The organism is Rhodococcus sp. NPDC004095 (genome assembly GCF_053604015.1).
The window spans coordinates 276530-292290 of sequence record NZ_JBSGGS010000009.1 but is presented as its reverse complement, the minus strand read 5'-3'; the positions used below and the strand labels follow the sequence as shown (position 1 = coordinate 292290).

16 protein-coding genes are annotated in these 15761 nt (G+C 71.2%); 11 read left to right on the top strand and 5 right to left on the bottom strand.

Annotated features, from left to right (window positions below; translation table 11 throughout):
- The first annotated feature begins 39 nt into the window (after window positions 1-39).
- A complete protein-coding gene (locus tag ACWEPG_RS19370; RefSeq protein WP_450116086.1) occupies window positions 40-1164 on the top strand; it encodes a glycosyltransferase family 4 protein in 1125 nt (374 codons plus the stop codon).
- 68 nt (window positions 1165-1232) lie between these two features.
- Here the strand turns inward: ACWEPG_RS19370 and ACWEPG_RS19365 are convergent, their stop codons facing one another.
- Entirely contained in the window at window positions 1233-3041 is a 1809-nt protein-coding gene (locus ACWEPG_RS19365) for an AMP-dependent synthetase/ligase (protein WP_450116087.1), read from the bottom strand.
- Between the two features lie 116 nt (window positions 3042-3157).
- Between ACWEPG_RS19365 and ACWEPG_RS19360 the strand changes: the two genes are divergently transcribed.
- From ACWEPG_RS19360 to ACWEPG_RS19335, 6 genes are all read left to right on the top strand, one after another.
- Window positions 3158-3550, top strand: coding sequence for a polyketide cyclase / dehydrase and lipid transport (locus ACWEPG_RS19360; protein ID WP_450116088.1), 393 nt, complete (start codon window positions 3158-3160; stop codon window positions 3548-3550).
- A gap of 34 nt (window positions 3551-3584) precedes the next feature.
- On the top strand, window positions 3585-4022 hold the full coding sequence (locus tag ACWEPG_RS19355; RefSeq protein ID WP_452595042.1) for an SRPBCC family protein: 438 nt from the start codon (window positions 3585-3587) through the stop codon (window positions 4020-4022).
- A 29-nt stretch (window positions 4023-4051) separates the two neighbouring features.
- On the top strand, window positions 4052-5269 hold the full coding sequence (locus ACWEPG_RS19350; protein ID WP_452595041.1) for an ArsA family ATPase: 1218 nt from the start codon (window positions 4052-4054) through the stop codon (window positions 5267-5269).
- On the top strand, window positions 5266-5670 hold the full coding sequence (locus ACWEPG_RS19345) for a hypothetical protein (protein ID WP_450116091.1): 405 nt from the start codon (window positions 5266-5268) through the stop codon (window positions 5668-5670). Before ACWEPG_RS19350 ends, ACWEPG_RS19345 begins: the two co-directional genes overlap by 4 nt.
- Window positions 5667-6632: an ROK family protein gene (locus ACWEPG_RS19340; protein WP_452595040.1), complete on the top strand. Its 966-nt coding sequence runs from the start codon at window positions 5667-5669 to the stop codon at window positions 6630-6632. Before ACWEPG_RS19345 ends, ACWEPG_RS19340 begins: the two co-directional genes overlap by 4 nt.
- Window positions 6633-6725: 93 nt before the next feature.
- A complete protein-coding gene (locus tag ACWEPG_RS19335; protein WP_452595039.1) occupies window positions 6726-7442 on the top strand; it encodes a lysophospholipid acyltransferase family protein in 717 nt (238 codons plus the stop codon).
- A 9-nt stretch (window positions 7443-7451) separates the two neighbouring features.
- Here ACWEPG_RS19335 and ACWEPG_RS19330 read toward each other — a convergent pair whose 3' ends face one another.
- Entirely contained in the window at window positions 7452-8804 is a 1353-nt protein-coding gene (locus ACWEPG_RS19330; RefSeq protein ID WP_450116094.1) for a glycosyltransferase 87 family protein, read from the bottom strand.
- Between the two features lie 64 nt (window positions 8805-8868).
- Here ACWEPG_RS19330 and ACWEPG_RS19325 point away from each other — a divergent pair, with 64 nt between their 5' ends.
- The 3 genes from ACWEPG_RS19325 to ACWEPG_RS19315 all read left to right on the top strand — a co-directional run bounded on the left by ACWEPG_RS19325 (window position 8869) and on the right by ACWEPG_RS19315 (window position 11746).
- Complete coding sequence (locus tag ACWEPG_RS19325) at window positions 8869-9360, top strand: polyadenylate-specific 3'-exoribonuclease AS (protein WP_450116095.1); 492 nt, start codon at window positions 8869-8871, stop codon at window positions 9358-9360.
- 91 nt (window positions 9361-9451) lie between these two features.
- Entirely contained in the window at window positions 9452-10837 is a 1386-nt protein-coding gene (locus tag ACWEPG_RS19320; RefSeq protein WP_450116096.1) for a class II 3-deoxy-7-phosphoheptulonate synthase, read from the top strand.
- A gap of 150 nt (window positions 10838-10987) precedes the next feature.
- Complete coding sequence (locus ACWEPG_RS19315; protein ID WP_452595038.1) at window positions 10988-11746, top strand: VOC family protein; 759 nt, start codon at window positions 10988-10990, stop codon at window positions 11744-11746.
- Window positions 11747-11798: 52 nt separating this feature from the next.
- On the opposite strand, the gene ACWEPG_RS19310 is transcribed toward ACWEPG_RS19315, so the two are convergent.
- The gene (locus tag ACWEPG_RS19310; protein WP_452595037.1) at window positions 11799-12200 is read right to left on the bottom strand and encodes a hypothetical protein; all 402 of its coding nucleotides are present in this window, start codon (window positions 12198-12200) and stop codon (window positions 11799-11801) included.
- Between the two features lie 64 nt (window positions 12201-12264).
- Entirely contained in the window at window positions 12265-14295 is a 2031-nt protein-coding gene (pknB, locus tag ACWEPG_RS19305; protein WP_452595036.1) for a Stk1 family PASTA domain-containing Ser/Thr kinase, read from the bottom strand.
- A gap of 123 nt (window positions 14296-14418) precedes the next feature.
- Here pknB and ACWEPG_RS19300 point away from each other — a divergent pair, with 123 nt between their 5' ends.
- Entirely contained in the window at window positions 14419-14784 is a 366-nt protein-coding gene (locus ACWEPG_RS19300) for an Rv2175c family DNA-binding protein (RefSeq protein WP_450116100.1), read from the top strand.
- Between the two features lie 48 nt (window positions 14785-14832).
- Here ACWEPG_RS19300 and ACWEPG_RS19295 read toward each other — a convergent pair whose 3' ends face one another.
- The gene (locus ACWEPG_RS19295; RefSeq protein ID WP_452595035.1) at window positions 14833-15705 is read right to left on the bottom strand and encodes a hypothetical protein; all 873 of its coding nucleotides are present in this window, start codon (window positions 15703-15705) and stop codon (window positions 14833-14835) included.
- Window positions 15706-15761: the final 56 nt, after the last annotated feature.

Sequence of the window (15761 nt, the reverse complement as noted above, 5' to 3'; positions counted from 1 at the left end):
GGGGCGCCCGCAGGGAGGGCCACCGAATACGGTGGAGGCATGCGCCGAACCCTGTTGGTGACGAACGACTTTCCACCGCGACCGGGCGGCATCCAGTCCTACCTGCAATCCCTGACGGCCGCGCTGCCGGCCGACCAACTCGTCGTCTATGCGCCGCGGTGGCGCGGCGACAGTCACACCAGGTTCGATGCCGCGCAGCCGTTCGAGGTGGTCCGTCATCCCACGACGCTGATGCTGCCGACGCCGCTGGTGGCACGGAAGGCCGCGAAGCTCGTGCGCAGCCACGGCTGCGACAGCGTGTGGTTCGGCGCCGCCGCGCCGCTGGCGTTGCTCGGTCCGCACCTGCGGCGAGCAGGCGCGGAGCGCATCGTGGCGAGCACTCACGGACACGAGGTCGGGTGGTCGATGCTGCCCGGGGCCCGGCAGTCGTTGCGCCGGATCGGCGACACCACCGACGCGATCACGTACGTCAGCAAGTACACCCGGCGCCGATTCGCCGCGGCGTTCGGGCCGCGGGCCGGGCTCGAGCACGTCCCGCCCGGGGTGGACAGCGAGACCTTCCGGCCGGATCCGGCGGCGCGCGCGGAACTGCGCTGCCGGTACGGGCTGGGGGAGCGGCCGACGATCCTCTGCCTGTCTCGCCTGGTGCCGCGCAAGGGACAGGACGTGCTGATCCGCGCGTTGCCGCGGATCCGGCGATCGATCGACGGCGCGGTGCTGGTGATCGTCGGTGGCGGGCCGTACGAGGAGTCGTTGCGGCGACTGGCGGCCAAGGTCGGCGTGGAGGAGCACGTGGTGTTCACCGGTGGGGTTCCCGCGGCGGAACTCGCCGCGCACCACACCATCGCCGACGTGTTCGCGATGCCGTGCCGCACTCGCGGCGCGGGGCTCGACGTCGAGGGACTGGGCATCGTGTACCTGGAGGCGTCGGCGACAGGTGTTCCGGTGATCGCGGGCAACTCCGGGGGCGCGCCGGAGACGGTGCGCGAGGGCGAGACCGGGCACGTCGTCAACGGCCGGTCGGTGTCCGCGGTGGCGGATTCGGTGATCTCGGTGCTCGTGGACCGCGACCGGGCCGCGGCGATGGGCGTCGCCGGCCGCAAGTGGGTGTCCGAGCAGTGGCGGTGGGATGTCCTGGCCGCCAAGCTCTCCGGACTGCTGTAGGTGCTGCCGCGCCTGTGCGCCTTTCCGATGGCCGGAGCCACCGGAAAGGCGCACGGGCGGCGAAGCCGCTACTTGCTGTAGATGGCCTCGATCTCGGCGCCGCGGTTCTGGTGGATGACGTTGCGCTTGAGCTTGAGCGTCGGGGTCAGCTCGCCGGTCTCCTCGGTGAAGTCCAGCGGCAGGATGCGGTACTTCTTGATCGACTCGGCGTGCGAGACGAGCTTGTTCGCCTCGGCGATCGCGGCGTCCACCTCCGCGACCAGGTCGATGTCGGCGACCAGGTCCGTGATGCTGGACCCGGCGGGCTTGCCGTTGCGTTCGAGCCAGCCCGGCCACGCCTCCGGATCGATCGTGATCAGGGCACCGATGAACGGCTTCTGGTCGCCGACGACGAGCGCCTGGCTGATCAGCGGGTGGGCGCGCAGGTAGTCCTCGAGACCGGCCGGGGCGACGTTCTTGCCGCCGGCGGTCACGATGATCTCCTTCTTGCGGCCCGTGATGCTCAGGTAGCCCTCGGTGTCGAGTGACCCGAGGTCGCCGGTGTGGAACCAGCCGTCCACGATGGCCTCCGCGGTGGCGGCCTCGTTCTGCCAGTAGCCGGTGAACACCACCGGGCCGGACAGCAGGATCTCGCCGTCTTCGGCGATGCGAACGGCGTTGCCGGCCAACGGCTTCCCGACGGTGCCGATCTTCTGATTGCCGGGCGTGTTGACGGTGATCGCGGCGGTGGTCTCGGTCAGGCCGTAGCCCTCGTAGATCGTGACGCCGAGGCCGCGGAAGAAGTGGCCGAGGCGGGCGCCGAGCGGCGCACCGCCCGAGATCGCGAGCTGGCACTGGCCGCCAAGCGCGGCCTTGAGCTTGCTGTAAACCAGCTTGTCGAACACGGTGTGCTTGAGACCCAGCACGAACCCGGCGCCGCCGGTGTCCTGTGCCTGGCTCCACTGCACGGCCACCTCGGCGGCCATGTCGAAGATCTTGCCCTTGCCCTCACCGTGCGCCTTCTGCTGGGCGGTGTTGAACACCTTCTCGAACACGCGGGGCACGGAGAGGATGAAGTCCGGCTTGAACTCACCGAACGTGGCGACGATGTTCTTGGTGTCGGACGTGTGGCCGACGGTGGTGCCCGCGTTGAACGCGGCGAGGCTGACGGCGCGGGCCAGGACGTGGGCGAGCGGCAGGAACATCAGGTTGCGCCGGCCCGGCTGCAGCAGGGCACCGAACCCGGACGTCGCGATGGCGTGCGACTCGGCGATCAGGTTCGAGTGGGTGAGCATGCAGCCCTTGGGCCTGCCCGTGGTTCCGGAGGTGTAGATCAGGGTGGCCGGGTCGGCGGCCTTCAGGGCGGCGGTGCGGGACCGGACGTCGTCGTCGGCAATCCCGGCGCCGCGCTCGACGAGGGTGGCGATCGCTCCGCGCGCGCCCTCGGCGGGCTCGATCTGCAGCACCGTGTTCAGGGCGGGGAAGTCGCCGGTGACGTCGGCGACGGTGCGGGAGTGATCGTCGGTCTCGACGATCAACCCGACCGCGGCGGAGTCCTCGAGGATCCACCGGACCTGTTCGGCGGAGGAGGTCTCGTAGATCGGCACGGTGACGCCACCGGCCGACCAGATCGCGAAGTCGAGGATCGGCCACTCGTATCGGGTCCCGGACATCAGTGCGACCCGGTCGCCGGCCTGAACACCGGACGCGATCAGACCCTTGGCGACCGCGGTGACCTGCTCGGCGATCTCGCGTGCGGTCACGTCGGCCCAGACGCCGCCGGTGAGCCGCTTGAACAGCACCAGGTTCGGCGTCGCCGCGGCATGGGTGTACACCGCGTCGACCGCTGACCCGTCGGCCGGGACGGCGAAGTTGAGGGGGACACTGAATTCACGCACGCGATGCCTCCGAAACCTGTGGATACTGACGAGTAGGTATTACTCCGGTCCACTTTAAACCCTGCCGGATGCGACCTGCGCCACGTCCATGGCGGCGGATATGTGAAGCTTGCGGGGTGAGCAGCATTCAGGTCGCGGACCAGACGTTCATCGCCGCGGCACCCGAACGGGTCGCCGAGTGCCTGTCGGCGCAGTCGAAATGGGGCCGCTGGTGGCCCGACCTCCGCCTCGAGGTGCGGGAGGACCGCGCCGAGAAGGGGATTCGGTGGACCGTCGGCGGCGCCCTGACCGGGACCATGGAGGTCTGGCTCGAGGCCGAGCTCGACGGCACGATCGTGCACTACTTCCTGCACGCCGAACCCGCTGGGGTGACGCCGGAGAACGTCGCGAACCTCGACCTCGCCGCGATGAACCATGCCCGCCGGCTCGCAGGCAAGGTCGTCACGTTCGAGGCGAAGCGCGAGCTCGAGGCCGGTCGGCCCGCGGGAGAGTCCCCTCTGCCCCGGTGACGCCGGACCAGCCGTAGGAAAGGAACGTTCCCGCATGGCCGAGAAGACCAAGAGATCGATCACCATCGCCGCGACGCCGCGGCGGGTGATGGAAGTGATCGCGGACTACCCCGCCTACCCGGAGTGGGTGGCGGCGGCGAAGTCCGTCGAGGTGCTCGAGACCGGTCCGTCCGGGCGGGCACGACGGGTCCGGTTCGTCCTGGACGCGGGGATGGTCAAGGACACCTACGTGCTCGAGTTCGAGTGGTCCGGGGACGGGCAGTCGGTGTCGTGGGAACTGGTCGAGGGTGAGATCCAGAAGGCGCAGTCCGGCTCGTACACGCTCGAACCGCAGGCCGACGGGGCAACGCTGGTGACCTACGAGCTGACCGTGGACCTGACGATCCCGATGATCGGGTTGTTCAAACGCAAGGCCGAGAAGGCGATCACCGACACCGCACTCAAGGAGCTGAAGAAGAGGGTGGAGGGCTGACACCGCGGGAGGACGACGCGCACCCTCGGGTGCAGTTCGTCGTCGGCAAGGGAGGCGTCGGGAAGACGACGGTGGCGGCGGCAACCGCACTCGTGCTGGCGCGCAAGGGATCTCGGGTGCTGCTAGTGTCGCTCGACCAGGCCCACTCGCTCTCCGACGTGCTCGCGACCGACCGCAGGCCCGGAACGGCGGATGCGATTCGCGACGTCGCGGGCGCCGGTCGTTCCGGCGGCGTGGAGTTGCTCGAACTCGACACCCTCGCCGTGCTGCAGGGGCGGCTCGCGGCGGCGGCCGCACTCGTGCCCACCGGCCCGGAGCACGACCACTCGCTGTCGCTGCCGGAACCGGAGGAACTGACCTCGCTGCCCGGCGCGCAGGAACTGGTCGGGCTCGCGGAGGTCGCCCGGCTCGCCGGGAGCGGCGACTGGGACGCGGTGGTGGTCGACTGCCCGGCAACGGCGGATGCGCTGCGGCTGTTGACCGTCGCGGATCTGGTCGCCGACGGGGTGGAGCGGGTCTGGCCGCAGCACGTACGCGTGACGATGGGGTCGGGTTCACCGCAGTGGCAGCTGCTGGCCGCGCTACTGGTGGATCGGCTGGTCGACTCGACCGCGCCCGTCCGCACCCTTCTCGCGGATGCGGAGCGGGCCGGAGTCCGGCTGGTCGTCGGCGCACGGTCGGTGGCGGCGGCGGAGGCGCGCCGGACCGTCACCGCGTTGGCGCTGCTGGGTATCGCCCTGGACGATGTCGTGGTCAATGGTGTTCTGCCGCAGGATGATTCGATTCCGGACGGTGACGATGCGCCGCCGTCGGCGCGCTGGTACGCGCGGCGTCGGGGCGACCAGGAGGGCGCCGTCGCGCAGCTGCGCGCGGCGCTTTCCGGGACCCCGGTGCTCGTCGCCCACGACGGGGGTGGAGAGCCGGTAGGGTGGGACGCTCTCGGCGCCGTCGCCGACGATCTCGAACCGGCGGGTGCCGCGGGGGAGCGGCGCGGACCGACGGTGGAACACGAATCGGGGGTGGGGGTGGACTCGGTGTACGCGCTGCGGGTTCCGCTGCCGCTGGTCGACCCGGCGTCGCTGAGCCTCGGCCGGGTCGGCGACGACCTGCTGATCGGGGCGGCGGGGGTGCGGCGGCGGCTGCCGTTGGCGTCGGTCCTGCGGCGCTGCGACACGGTCGACGCGGGGCTCGAGGGGGACGACCTGGTGGTCCGCTTCCGGCCCGACCCTCAGGTGTGGCCGCAGTGAGCGCCGACCACGCGGCCCTGATGGCCGAGCTGAGGGCGCTGGCGAACGCGGCCCTCGACCGCCTCGAACCCCTCCTGGAACGTGCCGCGGACGTGGCCGCCGCCGTCGCTCCCGAGCGTGGTGAGGACGGTGCTCACGAGGGCGGCGAGGACCGTGGCTCCGCGTGCGGCTGGTGCCCGGTCTGTGCGCTCGTCGCACTCGTGCGCGGCGAGTCCCACGACCTGCTGACGCTGGTCGCCTCGCAGCTCTCCGCGCTGCTCGCGCTGGTGCGGGCGCTGCTCGACGAGCACGACGGACACGGCGGGCCCCCGGAGGGCGGACCCGACGGCGACACGACCCCGCCGCCGCGCCGCGCCTTCGTGCCGATCCAGGTGCGGATCGAGGACAATCCCACCGCATGAGCAACGAGCCGGAAGCGGCGCCGACCATCGGCGTCGACGTGGGCGGAACCAGCATCCGGGCCGCGGTCGTCGACGCCGCCGGGGAAGTACTCGACACGGCGCAGGCGCCGACCCCGCGATCTGCGCCGGCGCTCGAGGACGCCCTCGACCGGACACTTCGGGAATTGATCTCCCGCAACGAGATCAGGGCCATCGGACTCGCGGTTGCGGGTTTCGTGTCGGAGGACCGGACGATCGTGCGATTCGCGCCGCACCTGCCGTGGGTGGACGTGCCGGTGGCACGTGACCTCGGCCGGCGGCTCGGCCTGCCGGTGGTGCTCGAACACGACGCGAACGCGGCGGCGTGGGCGGAGCGGCGGTTCGGTGCCGCGACCGGCGGCGGCAACGTCGTCACGGTCGCGGTCGGCACGGGAATCGGCGCGGCCCTGCTGGTGGACGGGCATCTGTACCGGGGCAGTCACGGGGTGGCCCCCGAACTCGGACATCTGCAGGTGGTGCCCGGCGGGCGGCCCTGTGCCTGCGGCAAGCGCGGCTGCTGGGAACGGTACTGCAGCGGGACCGCGCTGGTGGAGACCGCGATCGAGTTGCTCGCCGCCGACCCGTCCGGGTCCACCGTGCTCGCGGCGGAGGTCGCACGGGATCCGGGATCGCTCACCGGCCGCCGGATCGCAGGCGCCGCCCGCGACGGGGACCGCGTCGCGGTGCGCACAATGGCGGAGTTCGCCCGCTGGCTCGGCGTCGGTCTGGCGATGGTCGCCGACGTCTTCGATCCCGAGCTGATCGTGATCGCCGGGGGCGTGGCGAGCTCGGCGGGCCTGTTCCTCGACGAGGCCCGCGAGCACTACGCGCGCGCCCTGACCGGGGCGGGGCACCGGCCGCTGGCGCGGATCCGGACGACCCAGCTCGGCGAGGCGGCCGCGATGGTCGGGGCCGCTGACCTGGCCCGCGCGGCACTGCGGTAGCCATGCCGTGACCAGTGTCACACGCGGCTTTCCCGTGTGGCCGGGCACACGGCACGTCGGTACAGTTCACGGCACACGAGGTCGGGAGGCGCCATGTGGTACTGGCTTTTCAAGTACATCCTTCTCGGGCCGATCCTGTTCGCGCTCGGCCGTCCCAGAATCGAAGGGGCGCACAACCTTCCGGTGCACGGCCCGGTCATCCTGGCGAGCAATCACCAGGCGGTCATGGACTCGTTCTACCTGCCGTTGCGCGCGCCGCGGCGGATCACCTTCCTGGCCAAGAGCGAGTACTTCACCGGCTCGGGACTCAAGGGACGCTTCCAGAAGTGGTTCTTCACCGCCGTCGGCCAGGTGCCGATCGACCGCACCGGCGCGGACGCCGCGGCGGACGCCCTCGCCGCCGGACTGCGGGTGCTCGGCGACGGCAAGTTGCTCGGCATCTATCCGGAGGGCACCCGCTCCCCGGACGGCCGGCTCTACAAGGGCAAGACCGGGATGGCCCGGATGGCCCTCGCCGCGGGTGTCCCGGTGATCCCGGTCGCGATGATCGGCACCGACAAACTCAACCCGATCGGTTCGCGCTGGCCGCGTCCGGCGAAGATCGTGATCCGGATCGGGGAACCGATCGACTTCTCCCGGTTCAGCGGCATGGCCGGCAATCGGTTCGTGGAACGGGCCGTCACCGACGAGGTGATGTACAAGCTGATGCAGTTGTCGGGTCAGGAGTACGTCGACGTCTACGCCGCCAGCCTCAAGTCCGGGGTCGCCGGCCACGCGGACCCGCGGGTCCCCGCCACCCGGGCCGGGTGACCGGGGGCGTCAGGCCACCGGTACCGGCTGGGCCGCCGGTGCCTCGGCCGCCGCGGGTGCCGACAGCCGGACGAAGGCCAGCAGCGCCAGCGTCGCCACGCCCCACCACACGTACGACGACGCCAGGAACTGGTCCCACAGCGGCCAGCCGAGGCCGCTGGTCCGCCCCGGCGTGAGCCGCCAGTGCGGGGCGAGCACCAGGAGCGCGATCCCGCCGAGCGTCCACCCGGTCCACAGGGCCCGCCGGCCCGGTTCCTGTCGGGCCCGGCCGAGCGCCAGGTGCCCGAGAGCCATCAGCAGCGGCACCGCCCACACCCAGTGGTGCGACCACGACACCGGCGAGATCAGCAGGCCGAGGACCGCGGTCGCGGTCAACGCGAGAACCGGATGCCCCGCCGCCAGGGTCCGCCGTACCGCGACCACCGCGATCGCCAGCACAAGCAGGCAGCACAGCAGCCACACCGCCGACCGGGCCGTGCCCTCGAGCCCGAGGCGGGCCAGCATCCCGGTCAGCGACTGGTTCGCCGCGTACGCGGGGCGGCCGATCCGGTTCGAGTCCAGCAGGGTCTCGGTCCAGTACTGCTTGGCGTCGGAGAAACACACCACGAACCCAAGCCCGGTCCCGAGCAGGAACCCGCCCGCGGTGGCGACGACCGCCCGAATGTCCTTGCGCAGCAGGAAGTACAGCACGAACACGGCCGGGGTCAGCTTGATCGCGGCGACGAGGCCCACCAGCAGTCCTCGCGGCCACGGCGTGCGCGGCAGCAGGCAGTCCGCAGCCACGAGGGCCATCAGCACGATGTTGATCTGCCCGTAGTCGAGGGTGGAGTACACCGGCTCGAGGAGCAGGGCGCCGGCGAAGACCGCAGGCACCGTCCACACCGCCACCCGGCGGTCGATCACTCCGAGCGAGCGCAGGGTCAGCGCGACCGTGGCCAGCAGCGCGGCCAGCGAGAGGACGGTGAGGACGATTCCCGCCTGGTGCAGGCTGATCGCCGACAGCGGACTGAACACGATCGCGGCGAGCGGGGGATAGGTGAACGGCAGGAGGGACCCGAGCGCGGTCGGCGGCATCTCGCCGTACAGCGCCGTGCCGTTGGCGAGGGCGGTGCCACCGAGCCGGTAGACGTCGAGGTCGATCCGGTAGTAGTCGCCGAGGTCGCGCAGCCACGGGAACCCGACCAGGTTGTAGGCGATGCCGACCAGCGCTGCGACCGCGATCGTGATCCGCAGCGCGGCACCGGCCGGGGTGCCGGCGCGGGGGAACCAGGTCCGGTCCGTCGACTCCGCTGACGTGGTGAGGTCGCGGGCGGGTGCCCCGGCTGGGTCGGCGGTGGGCCCGGGGTCGCGGGGAGTCGGCACCAGTCATCCTTCGGGTCGGGGGCGGTCGCATCACCAGTGTGCCGGGCGCATAGGGTTGCCCGTCGTGCGCTACTTCTACGACTGCGAGTTCATCGAGGATGGTCGCACAATCGACCTGGTTTCCATCGGTGTGGCCGCCGAGGACGGTCGCGAGTTCTACGCCGTGTCCACCGAGTTCGACGCGACCCGGGCCGGCAAATGGGTGCGCAGCAACGTGCTTCCCAAGTTGCCGCCGCAGTCGTCGCCGGTGTGGAAGAGCCGCGACAAACTCCGCGACGACCTGCTCAAGTTCCTGATCCCGCGGCCCGGTGTTGTACCGGAACTGTGGGCGTGGGTTGCCGCGTACGACCATGTGGCCCTGTGTCAGCTGTGGGGTGACATGACGGCGCTGCCGCAGTCGATGCCCCGGTTCACGCGAGAACTCAAGCAGTACTGGGAGGACGCGGGTCGGCCCGCGCTGCCTGCCGCCCCTGCCGACGCCCACGACGCGCTCGCCGACGCGCGGCACAACCTGGCGAAGTTCGAGGCGATCCGGATCGCCTCGACGCTGCGCTGAGCCGGGCGGGTCCTCGGCGCCTGCGGTCACGGTCGGGCGTCGATCACACCCACCCGTGTCGGTCACCACGGTGACCGAATATCCTGGACAGGTGAACTGGACAGTCGACGTGCCGATCGACCGCTTGCCCGAACTTCCGCCGCTGCCCGCGGCGCTGCGACAGAAGCTGGACGAGGCGCTGAGCAAGCCCGCCGCGCAGCAGCCGTCGTGGCCCGCCGATCAGGCAGCCGCCATGCGCACCGTCCTGGAGAGCGTCCCGCCGATCACGGTGGCCAGCGAGGTCGAGGACCTGCAGGCGCAGCTGGCGTCCGTCGCCCGCGGCGAGGCGTTCCTGCTGCAGGGCGGCGACTGCGCGGAGACCTTCGCGGACAACACCGAGCCGCACATCAAGGGCAACATCCGCACCCTGCTGCAGATGGCCGTCGTGCTCACCTACGGTGCCTCGCTCCCGGTGGTGAAGGTCGGCCGCATCGCCGGTCAGTACGCCAAGCCCCGCTCGTCCGACACCGACTCGCTCGGCCTGCTGTCGTACCGCGGCGACATGGTCAACTCGCTGGTCGCCGACGAGGCGCTCCGCGTGCACGACCCGTCGCGGCTGGTCCGCGCCTACGCCAACGCGAGCGCCGCGATGAACCTGGTGCGCGCCATCACCGCCGCCGGCGAGGCGGACCTGCATCGTGTGCACGACTGGAACCGCGAATTCGTCGCGTCGTCGCCCGCCGGCGCCCGGTACGAGGCCCTCGCCGCCGAGATCGACCGGGGTCTGCGCTTCATGGACGCCTGCGGCGTCGTCGACCCGAACCTGCAGTCCGCGAAGATCTTCGCCAGTCACGAGGCCCTCGTCCTGGACTACGAGCGGGCGATGCTGCGTCTCGACGAGACGGGTGACCACCCGAAGCTGTACGACCTGTCGGCGCACTTCCTGTGGATCGGCGACCGCACCCGTCAGCTCGACGGCGCGCACATCGCGTTCGCGGAACTGATGGCCAACCCGATCGGCCTGAAGATCGGCCCGTCCACCACGCCCGAGATGGCCGTCGAGTACGTCGAGCGGCTCGATCCGACGAACAAGCCGGGCCGGTTGACGCTGATCTCCCGGATGGGCAACGGCAAGGTGCGCGACCTGCTGCCCGGGATCATCGAGAAGGTGCAGGCGACCGGGCACCAGGTGATCTGGCAGTGCGACCCGATGCACGGCAACACCCACGAATCGTCCACCGGATACAAGACCCGGCACTTCGACCGGGTGGTCGACGAGGTCCAGGGCTTCTTCGAGGTGCACAACGCGCTCGGCACCCACCCGGGTGGCATCCACGTGGAGCTGACCGGCGAGAACGTCACCGAGTGCCTCGGCGGCGCCCAGGACATCTCCGACGTCGACCTCTCGGGCCGCTACGAGACAGCGTGCGATCCGCGTCTGAACACCCAGCAGTCGCTGGAGCTGGCGTTCCTGGTCGCCGAAATGCTGCGCGGCTGACCAACGTTCGTGCCCGCCTCGGCCCGTCCCGGATTCTCCGGGGCGGGCCGAGGCGCGTGCGGGGTCGACGCGTTCGGGTCGAAACGTGTCGGCCCCCGGCGTTACGGTCGCGGTGATCGATGAATCCACACCGACAGTGAGGCACGCATCATGAAGATCACCGAAACGCAGATCGGCGCCCCCTGTTGGGCCGAACTGGGCACCACCGACGTCGCGGCGGCCGGCGCGTTCTACGGGGCACTGCTCGGCTGGACGCCGGAGGAGAACCCCAACCCCGAGGCGGGCGGCTACACGACGCAGCTGCTGGGCGGCGACCCGGTGGCGGCGGCCAGCCCGCTCCACCAGGAGGGCCAGCCCGTCGCGTGGACCGCGTCGATCGCGGTCGCGGACGTCGACGCCACCGTCGCGAAGGCGACCGCGGCCGGTGGCGCCGTGCTCGCCGAGCCGATGGACGTGTTCGACCTCGGCCGGTTCGCCGTCCTCGCGGACCCGACCGGCGCGGTGATCTCGCTGTGGCAGGCGAAGACCTTCTCCGGCGCGGCCCGGCTGAACGAGACCGGCGCGCTGTGCTGGATCGAACTGCGCACTCGCGACACCGCCGCCGCACAGAAGTTCTACACCGAGGTGTTCGGCTGGACGGTGAACGCGGGGGAGGGCTACACCCAGTTCGGCGTGGCGGGCCAGGACTTCGGCGGAATGATGGCGATGGGCGAGGACTTTCCGGAGGGAATCCCGCCGCACTGGGCGCTGTACTTCGGTGTCGACGACGTCGACGCATCCGCCGCCCGTGCCACCGAGCTCGGCGGTGTCGTGCACGTTCCCGGCACCGACATCCCCGGCACCGGCCGCTTCGCGGTGCTCACCGACCCGCAGGGCGGCGCGTTCGCGATCTACACTCCGGCGCGCTGACGCCCTTCACGTCACAGCGCCGACGCGCTCGCGGGGGTGACGCGGGTGCGGCTCAGCTGCCCGCGCTCCACACCGGGTAGACGTAGTGCCCGGGCCCGCCACCGGGCAGGCTCGACCCGGACACGTTCGGGAAGTCGGCAGGCAGCCGCACCAGCTCGTGCGGGTTGCCGTCCCGGTCGGCCTGCCAACAGCCCGTCAGCACTCCGTGGAAGGCGGTGCACACGATGCGGGTGCTGGTTCCGTAGGGGGAGGTGAGCCGGTCCTTCGCGACGAACGGGTTCCAGTACTCGGGGTTGTCCGGAGTCAGGAAGTGGGTGTTGTCGAACGGGACCGACGGCGACGGGTAGTCCGGAATCGGTGGCCACTCGTCTGCAGCGTTCGCTGCGGCGGGGGCACCGATCAGGGCCGCGGCGACGAGACCGGCGAGAGTGAACGAACGCAGGCGAACGGACATCGGGACTCCTCCGGTGGGTTGTCCTGCCTGTCGGGGCGCGCGGCGCGCGCGTTACCCCGCGGGATCAGGGCAGCGCCGTGAGCGTCACCGTGCTGCCCGGCTCGACGCGGGTGCCGGAGCCGGGGTTCTGGCTGATGACCAGGGACCGATCCGATTCGGAGACCTGGCGGACCTGCACCTCGAGACCGAGCCCGACCAGTTCGTCGCGGGCGGAGCCGACGGAGCGGCCGATCATCGACGGCACCTTCACCGCGGTCGAGACGGTCAGCGTCACGCTGGAGCCGGCGCCGACGCGGCTGCCCGACGTCGGTTCGGTGCCCACCACGTCGCCGGCGTCGACCCCGCTGTCGAACACCTCCCGGGTGTCGGAGACGACGATCCCGACGGCGTCGAGGGCCGCGCGGGCCTGGTCGACACTCTTGCCGCGCAGGTTCGGCACCTCGACGGGCGGTGACCCCTTGCTGCGGATCACCTTCACCTGGGAGCCGACCGCGAGCACGGTGCCGGGGCCGGGTTCGAGCGCCGCGACCGCACCGGTCGGGGCCTTGGTGCTGAACGCCTCGCCGCCGTCCACCGGAACGAAGGTGTGGGCTCGCAACGAGTCCTCCACGGCGGCGACATCGGCGCCGACGGTCAGATTCGGCACCGCCGGCTTGCCGAGGGAGACCCGCACCGCCACCGAACCGTCCCGGGGCACCCGGGCGCCGGAGTCGGGGTCGGTGCCGAGGAGGACGTCCGTCGCGGCGGTGTCCGAGTACTCGCCGCGGATCTCCGTGGACAGCCCGGCCGCCTCGATCGCCGCGGTGGCCGCGGCCCGGTCCATCCCGGCGACCGAGGGAACCGATGTGTAACGCCCGGACCCGAGCCACCAGCCGCCGAGGCCGACCAACGCGGCGAGCAGCAGGATCACCGTCAGCCAGATCAGCATCGCGCGGCGGGAGCGGGCCCGGTCGGCCGCGAAATCTGGGTACTCGTACTGCGCAGGTCCGCGTCGGTGTCCGTCGTCGTCGGGCGCGGACTCCACTGCCTCGCGATGGGTTTGCGTGGTGACGACCTTGGTGGGCTGCGGGGTGACGTGCTCGACGCCCGGGTGCGCGACGACCGCGGTCGCCGTCGACGTCACCTCCGTCGGGGCCGCGCCCTTCGGGCCCGCGCCGGCGACCTCGGTGGGTGCGGCGGCACCCGCCACCTGTCTCGCCGCGCTCAGGTGCTGGGCCGAGCTGCGGGGCGCGGGCACCCGGTAGCTGGGCAGCCCGAGCTGACGCGCCGCGCCGCGCAGGGCGGCGGCCATCTCCCCGGCATGGGAGTACCGGTCCTCGGGGTCGCGCGCGGTCGCCTGCAGGACCAGGCGGTCGAACTCGGCCGGCACGCCGGGGATCGCCGAACTCGGTGCCGGCACGTCGGCGTTGATCCGCTGATACGCGATCGACAGCGAGGTGTCGCCGGTGAACGGCGTTCTGCCGGTGAGCATTTCGAACAGCAGCACACCGGTCGCGTACACGTCGCTGCGTGCGTCGGCGTTGCCGGAGGTCACCTGCTCGGGGGACAGGTAGGCGGCGGTGCCGAGAATCACGCTCGACGACGTGGCGTTCGATCCGGCCACGGCGCGGACCAACCCGAAGTCGGCGATCTTCACCTCGCCGGAATCGGAGATCAGCACGTTCTCCGGCTTGACGTCTCGGTGCACCAGCCCGGCCCGGTGGGCCACCGCGAGCGCATCGAGCACCGGTCCGGCGACGGCGGCCGCGGCGTGCGGAGGCATCGGACCGCGTTCGCGCAGCAGTTCGCGCAGAGTGCCGCCCGCGACCAGTTCCATCACCAGGAATGCGTGCTCCCCGTCGATGCCCTGGTCGTAGACCGCGACCAGCCCGGGGTGACTCAGCCGGGCCACCGCTCGCGCCTCGAACTCGAATCGGGACAGGAACTGCGGGTCCTGCGCGAACTTGGGGTCCATCACCTTGATCGCGACCGGCCGATCCAACCGAAGGTCCATTCCCCGGTAGACCATCGACATGCCACCCCGCGCGATCGGGGCGTCCACCCGATAGCGTCGTTCGATCAGCTGGCCGATCAGCCGCTGGTCACCTGGCCCCACCCGCGTTTACCTCGTCTCCCTCGTCGTCGCCGAGTCGCCCGCCCCGGTCGGGCGGTCGGCAGTGTCCGGATCGATGGTAGCCAGCGGAGTCACCGGGTGGCCGAACCCGATACGGTTACGGGTGTGAGTGCCATTCCGTACACCGACGACGTCCTCGATCCCAGTGTCTCGCTGCTGCAGTTGCCCGATGTGGCGAAGGTGCTCGGCCTGGTGGTCACCAAGGTGCATCAGATGCTGCGCGACGGCGAGCTGATCGCGGTGCGCCGCAACGGCATCATCTCCGTCCCCGAGGCATTCTTCGCCGGGGACGACGTGGTCCGACTCCTGCCCGGACTGCTGATGGTGCTGCGCGACGGCGGCTACACCGACGCCGAGATCCTGCGGTGGCTGTTCACCGAGGACGAGACCCTGCCCGGCACGCCGATCGACGCGATGCACACCGACTCGGCACGTGAGGTCGTGAGGCGCGCTCAAGCGATGGCCTTCTGACCACCCAGCGGCCGGGCGCCGCGGCAAGCCACGACGGTGGACGTGGCGTCACCGGTCGACGGCACGGGTGGTGTCGGACCATTCGCTCGTGAGCTGACGGTAGCGGGGCGTCGAGCCGGCCGGGCAGTCCTCGAAGCCGCCGGGAACCGCCCAGCGCGCCAGCACCGCGCGGGCGGCCTCCCGGAGCTCCTCGTCCTGCGCCAGGAACTGCATCACACGCCGACACGGCGGCCGGTCCCCGACCAGGGCTGCGAAATCCGGGCAATCGCGCAACAGCCGTTCGAACAGTGCCTCCTGCGTCTGTAGCGGAAGCGGGAGGTCACCCGGTGGTGCGAGCGCGCCCCAACCGGAGGTGTAGAGCAGAAAGGCCGATGGTCGTTCGCGGCCCTGAAGGGTCAATCGGCACTTGTCCGCGGGGACCAGCCGACGGACGTAGTTCGATTCCGTCGCGTCGAGACAGCGCAGCTGCGCACGATCGAAGAGCGAAACGAACACCGCCGCCCGCGCCCCCGGACGGTACGTCGGTGTCGCGGCGACGTAGCCGGGTCTGCTGACATGCGCGCTGTGACTCACTTCGAGGTCGTCGACGGTGGCCCGGAAGAACGGCACTGTTGTGTCGACATCCGCGCTCGCACACTTGCGCCGAACGACCTCCGGTGAGGCGTTGCAGCCCACGGCAACCACCAGGTAGCGGCTGTCCACGCCGGCGGCATTCGATGCGCGTAGCGCGTGTTCGAGCGTGACCGACCGTGCGTCGGCGCCCGATCGCACCCGCGCTCGGCCCAGCCTGCTTCCCGCGCTCGGAACGAGACGGTCGTAGCCCCGCTCGTGGAGGAGCCCGCTGCGAGTCGGCCGGGCTCCGGGATAGAGCCACGGAGACCGTGCGATGTCGCCGGAGTTCGGGTCGACGGTGGAACCCACACCATCCAGTATCGCCGCGGCGCCGAGTCAGGTCCGCCCGCGTCCACGATCGACCG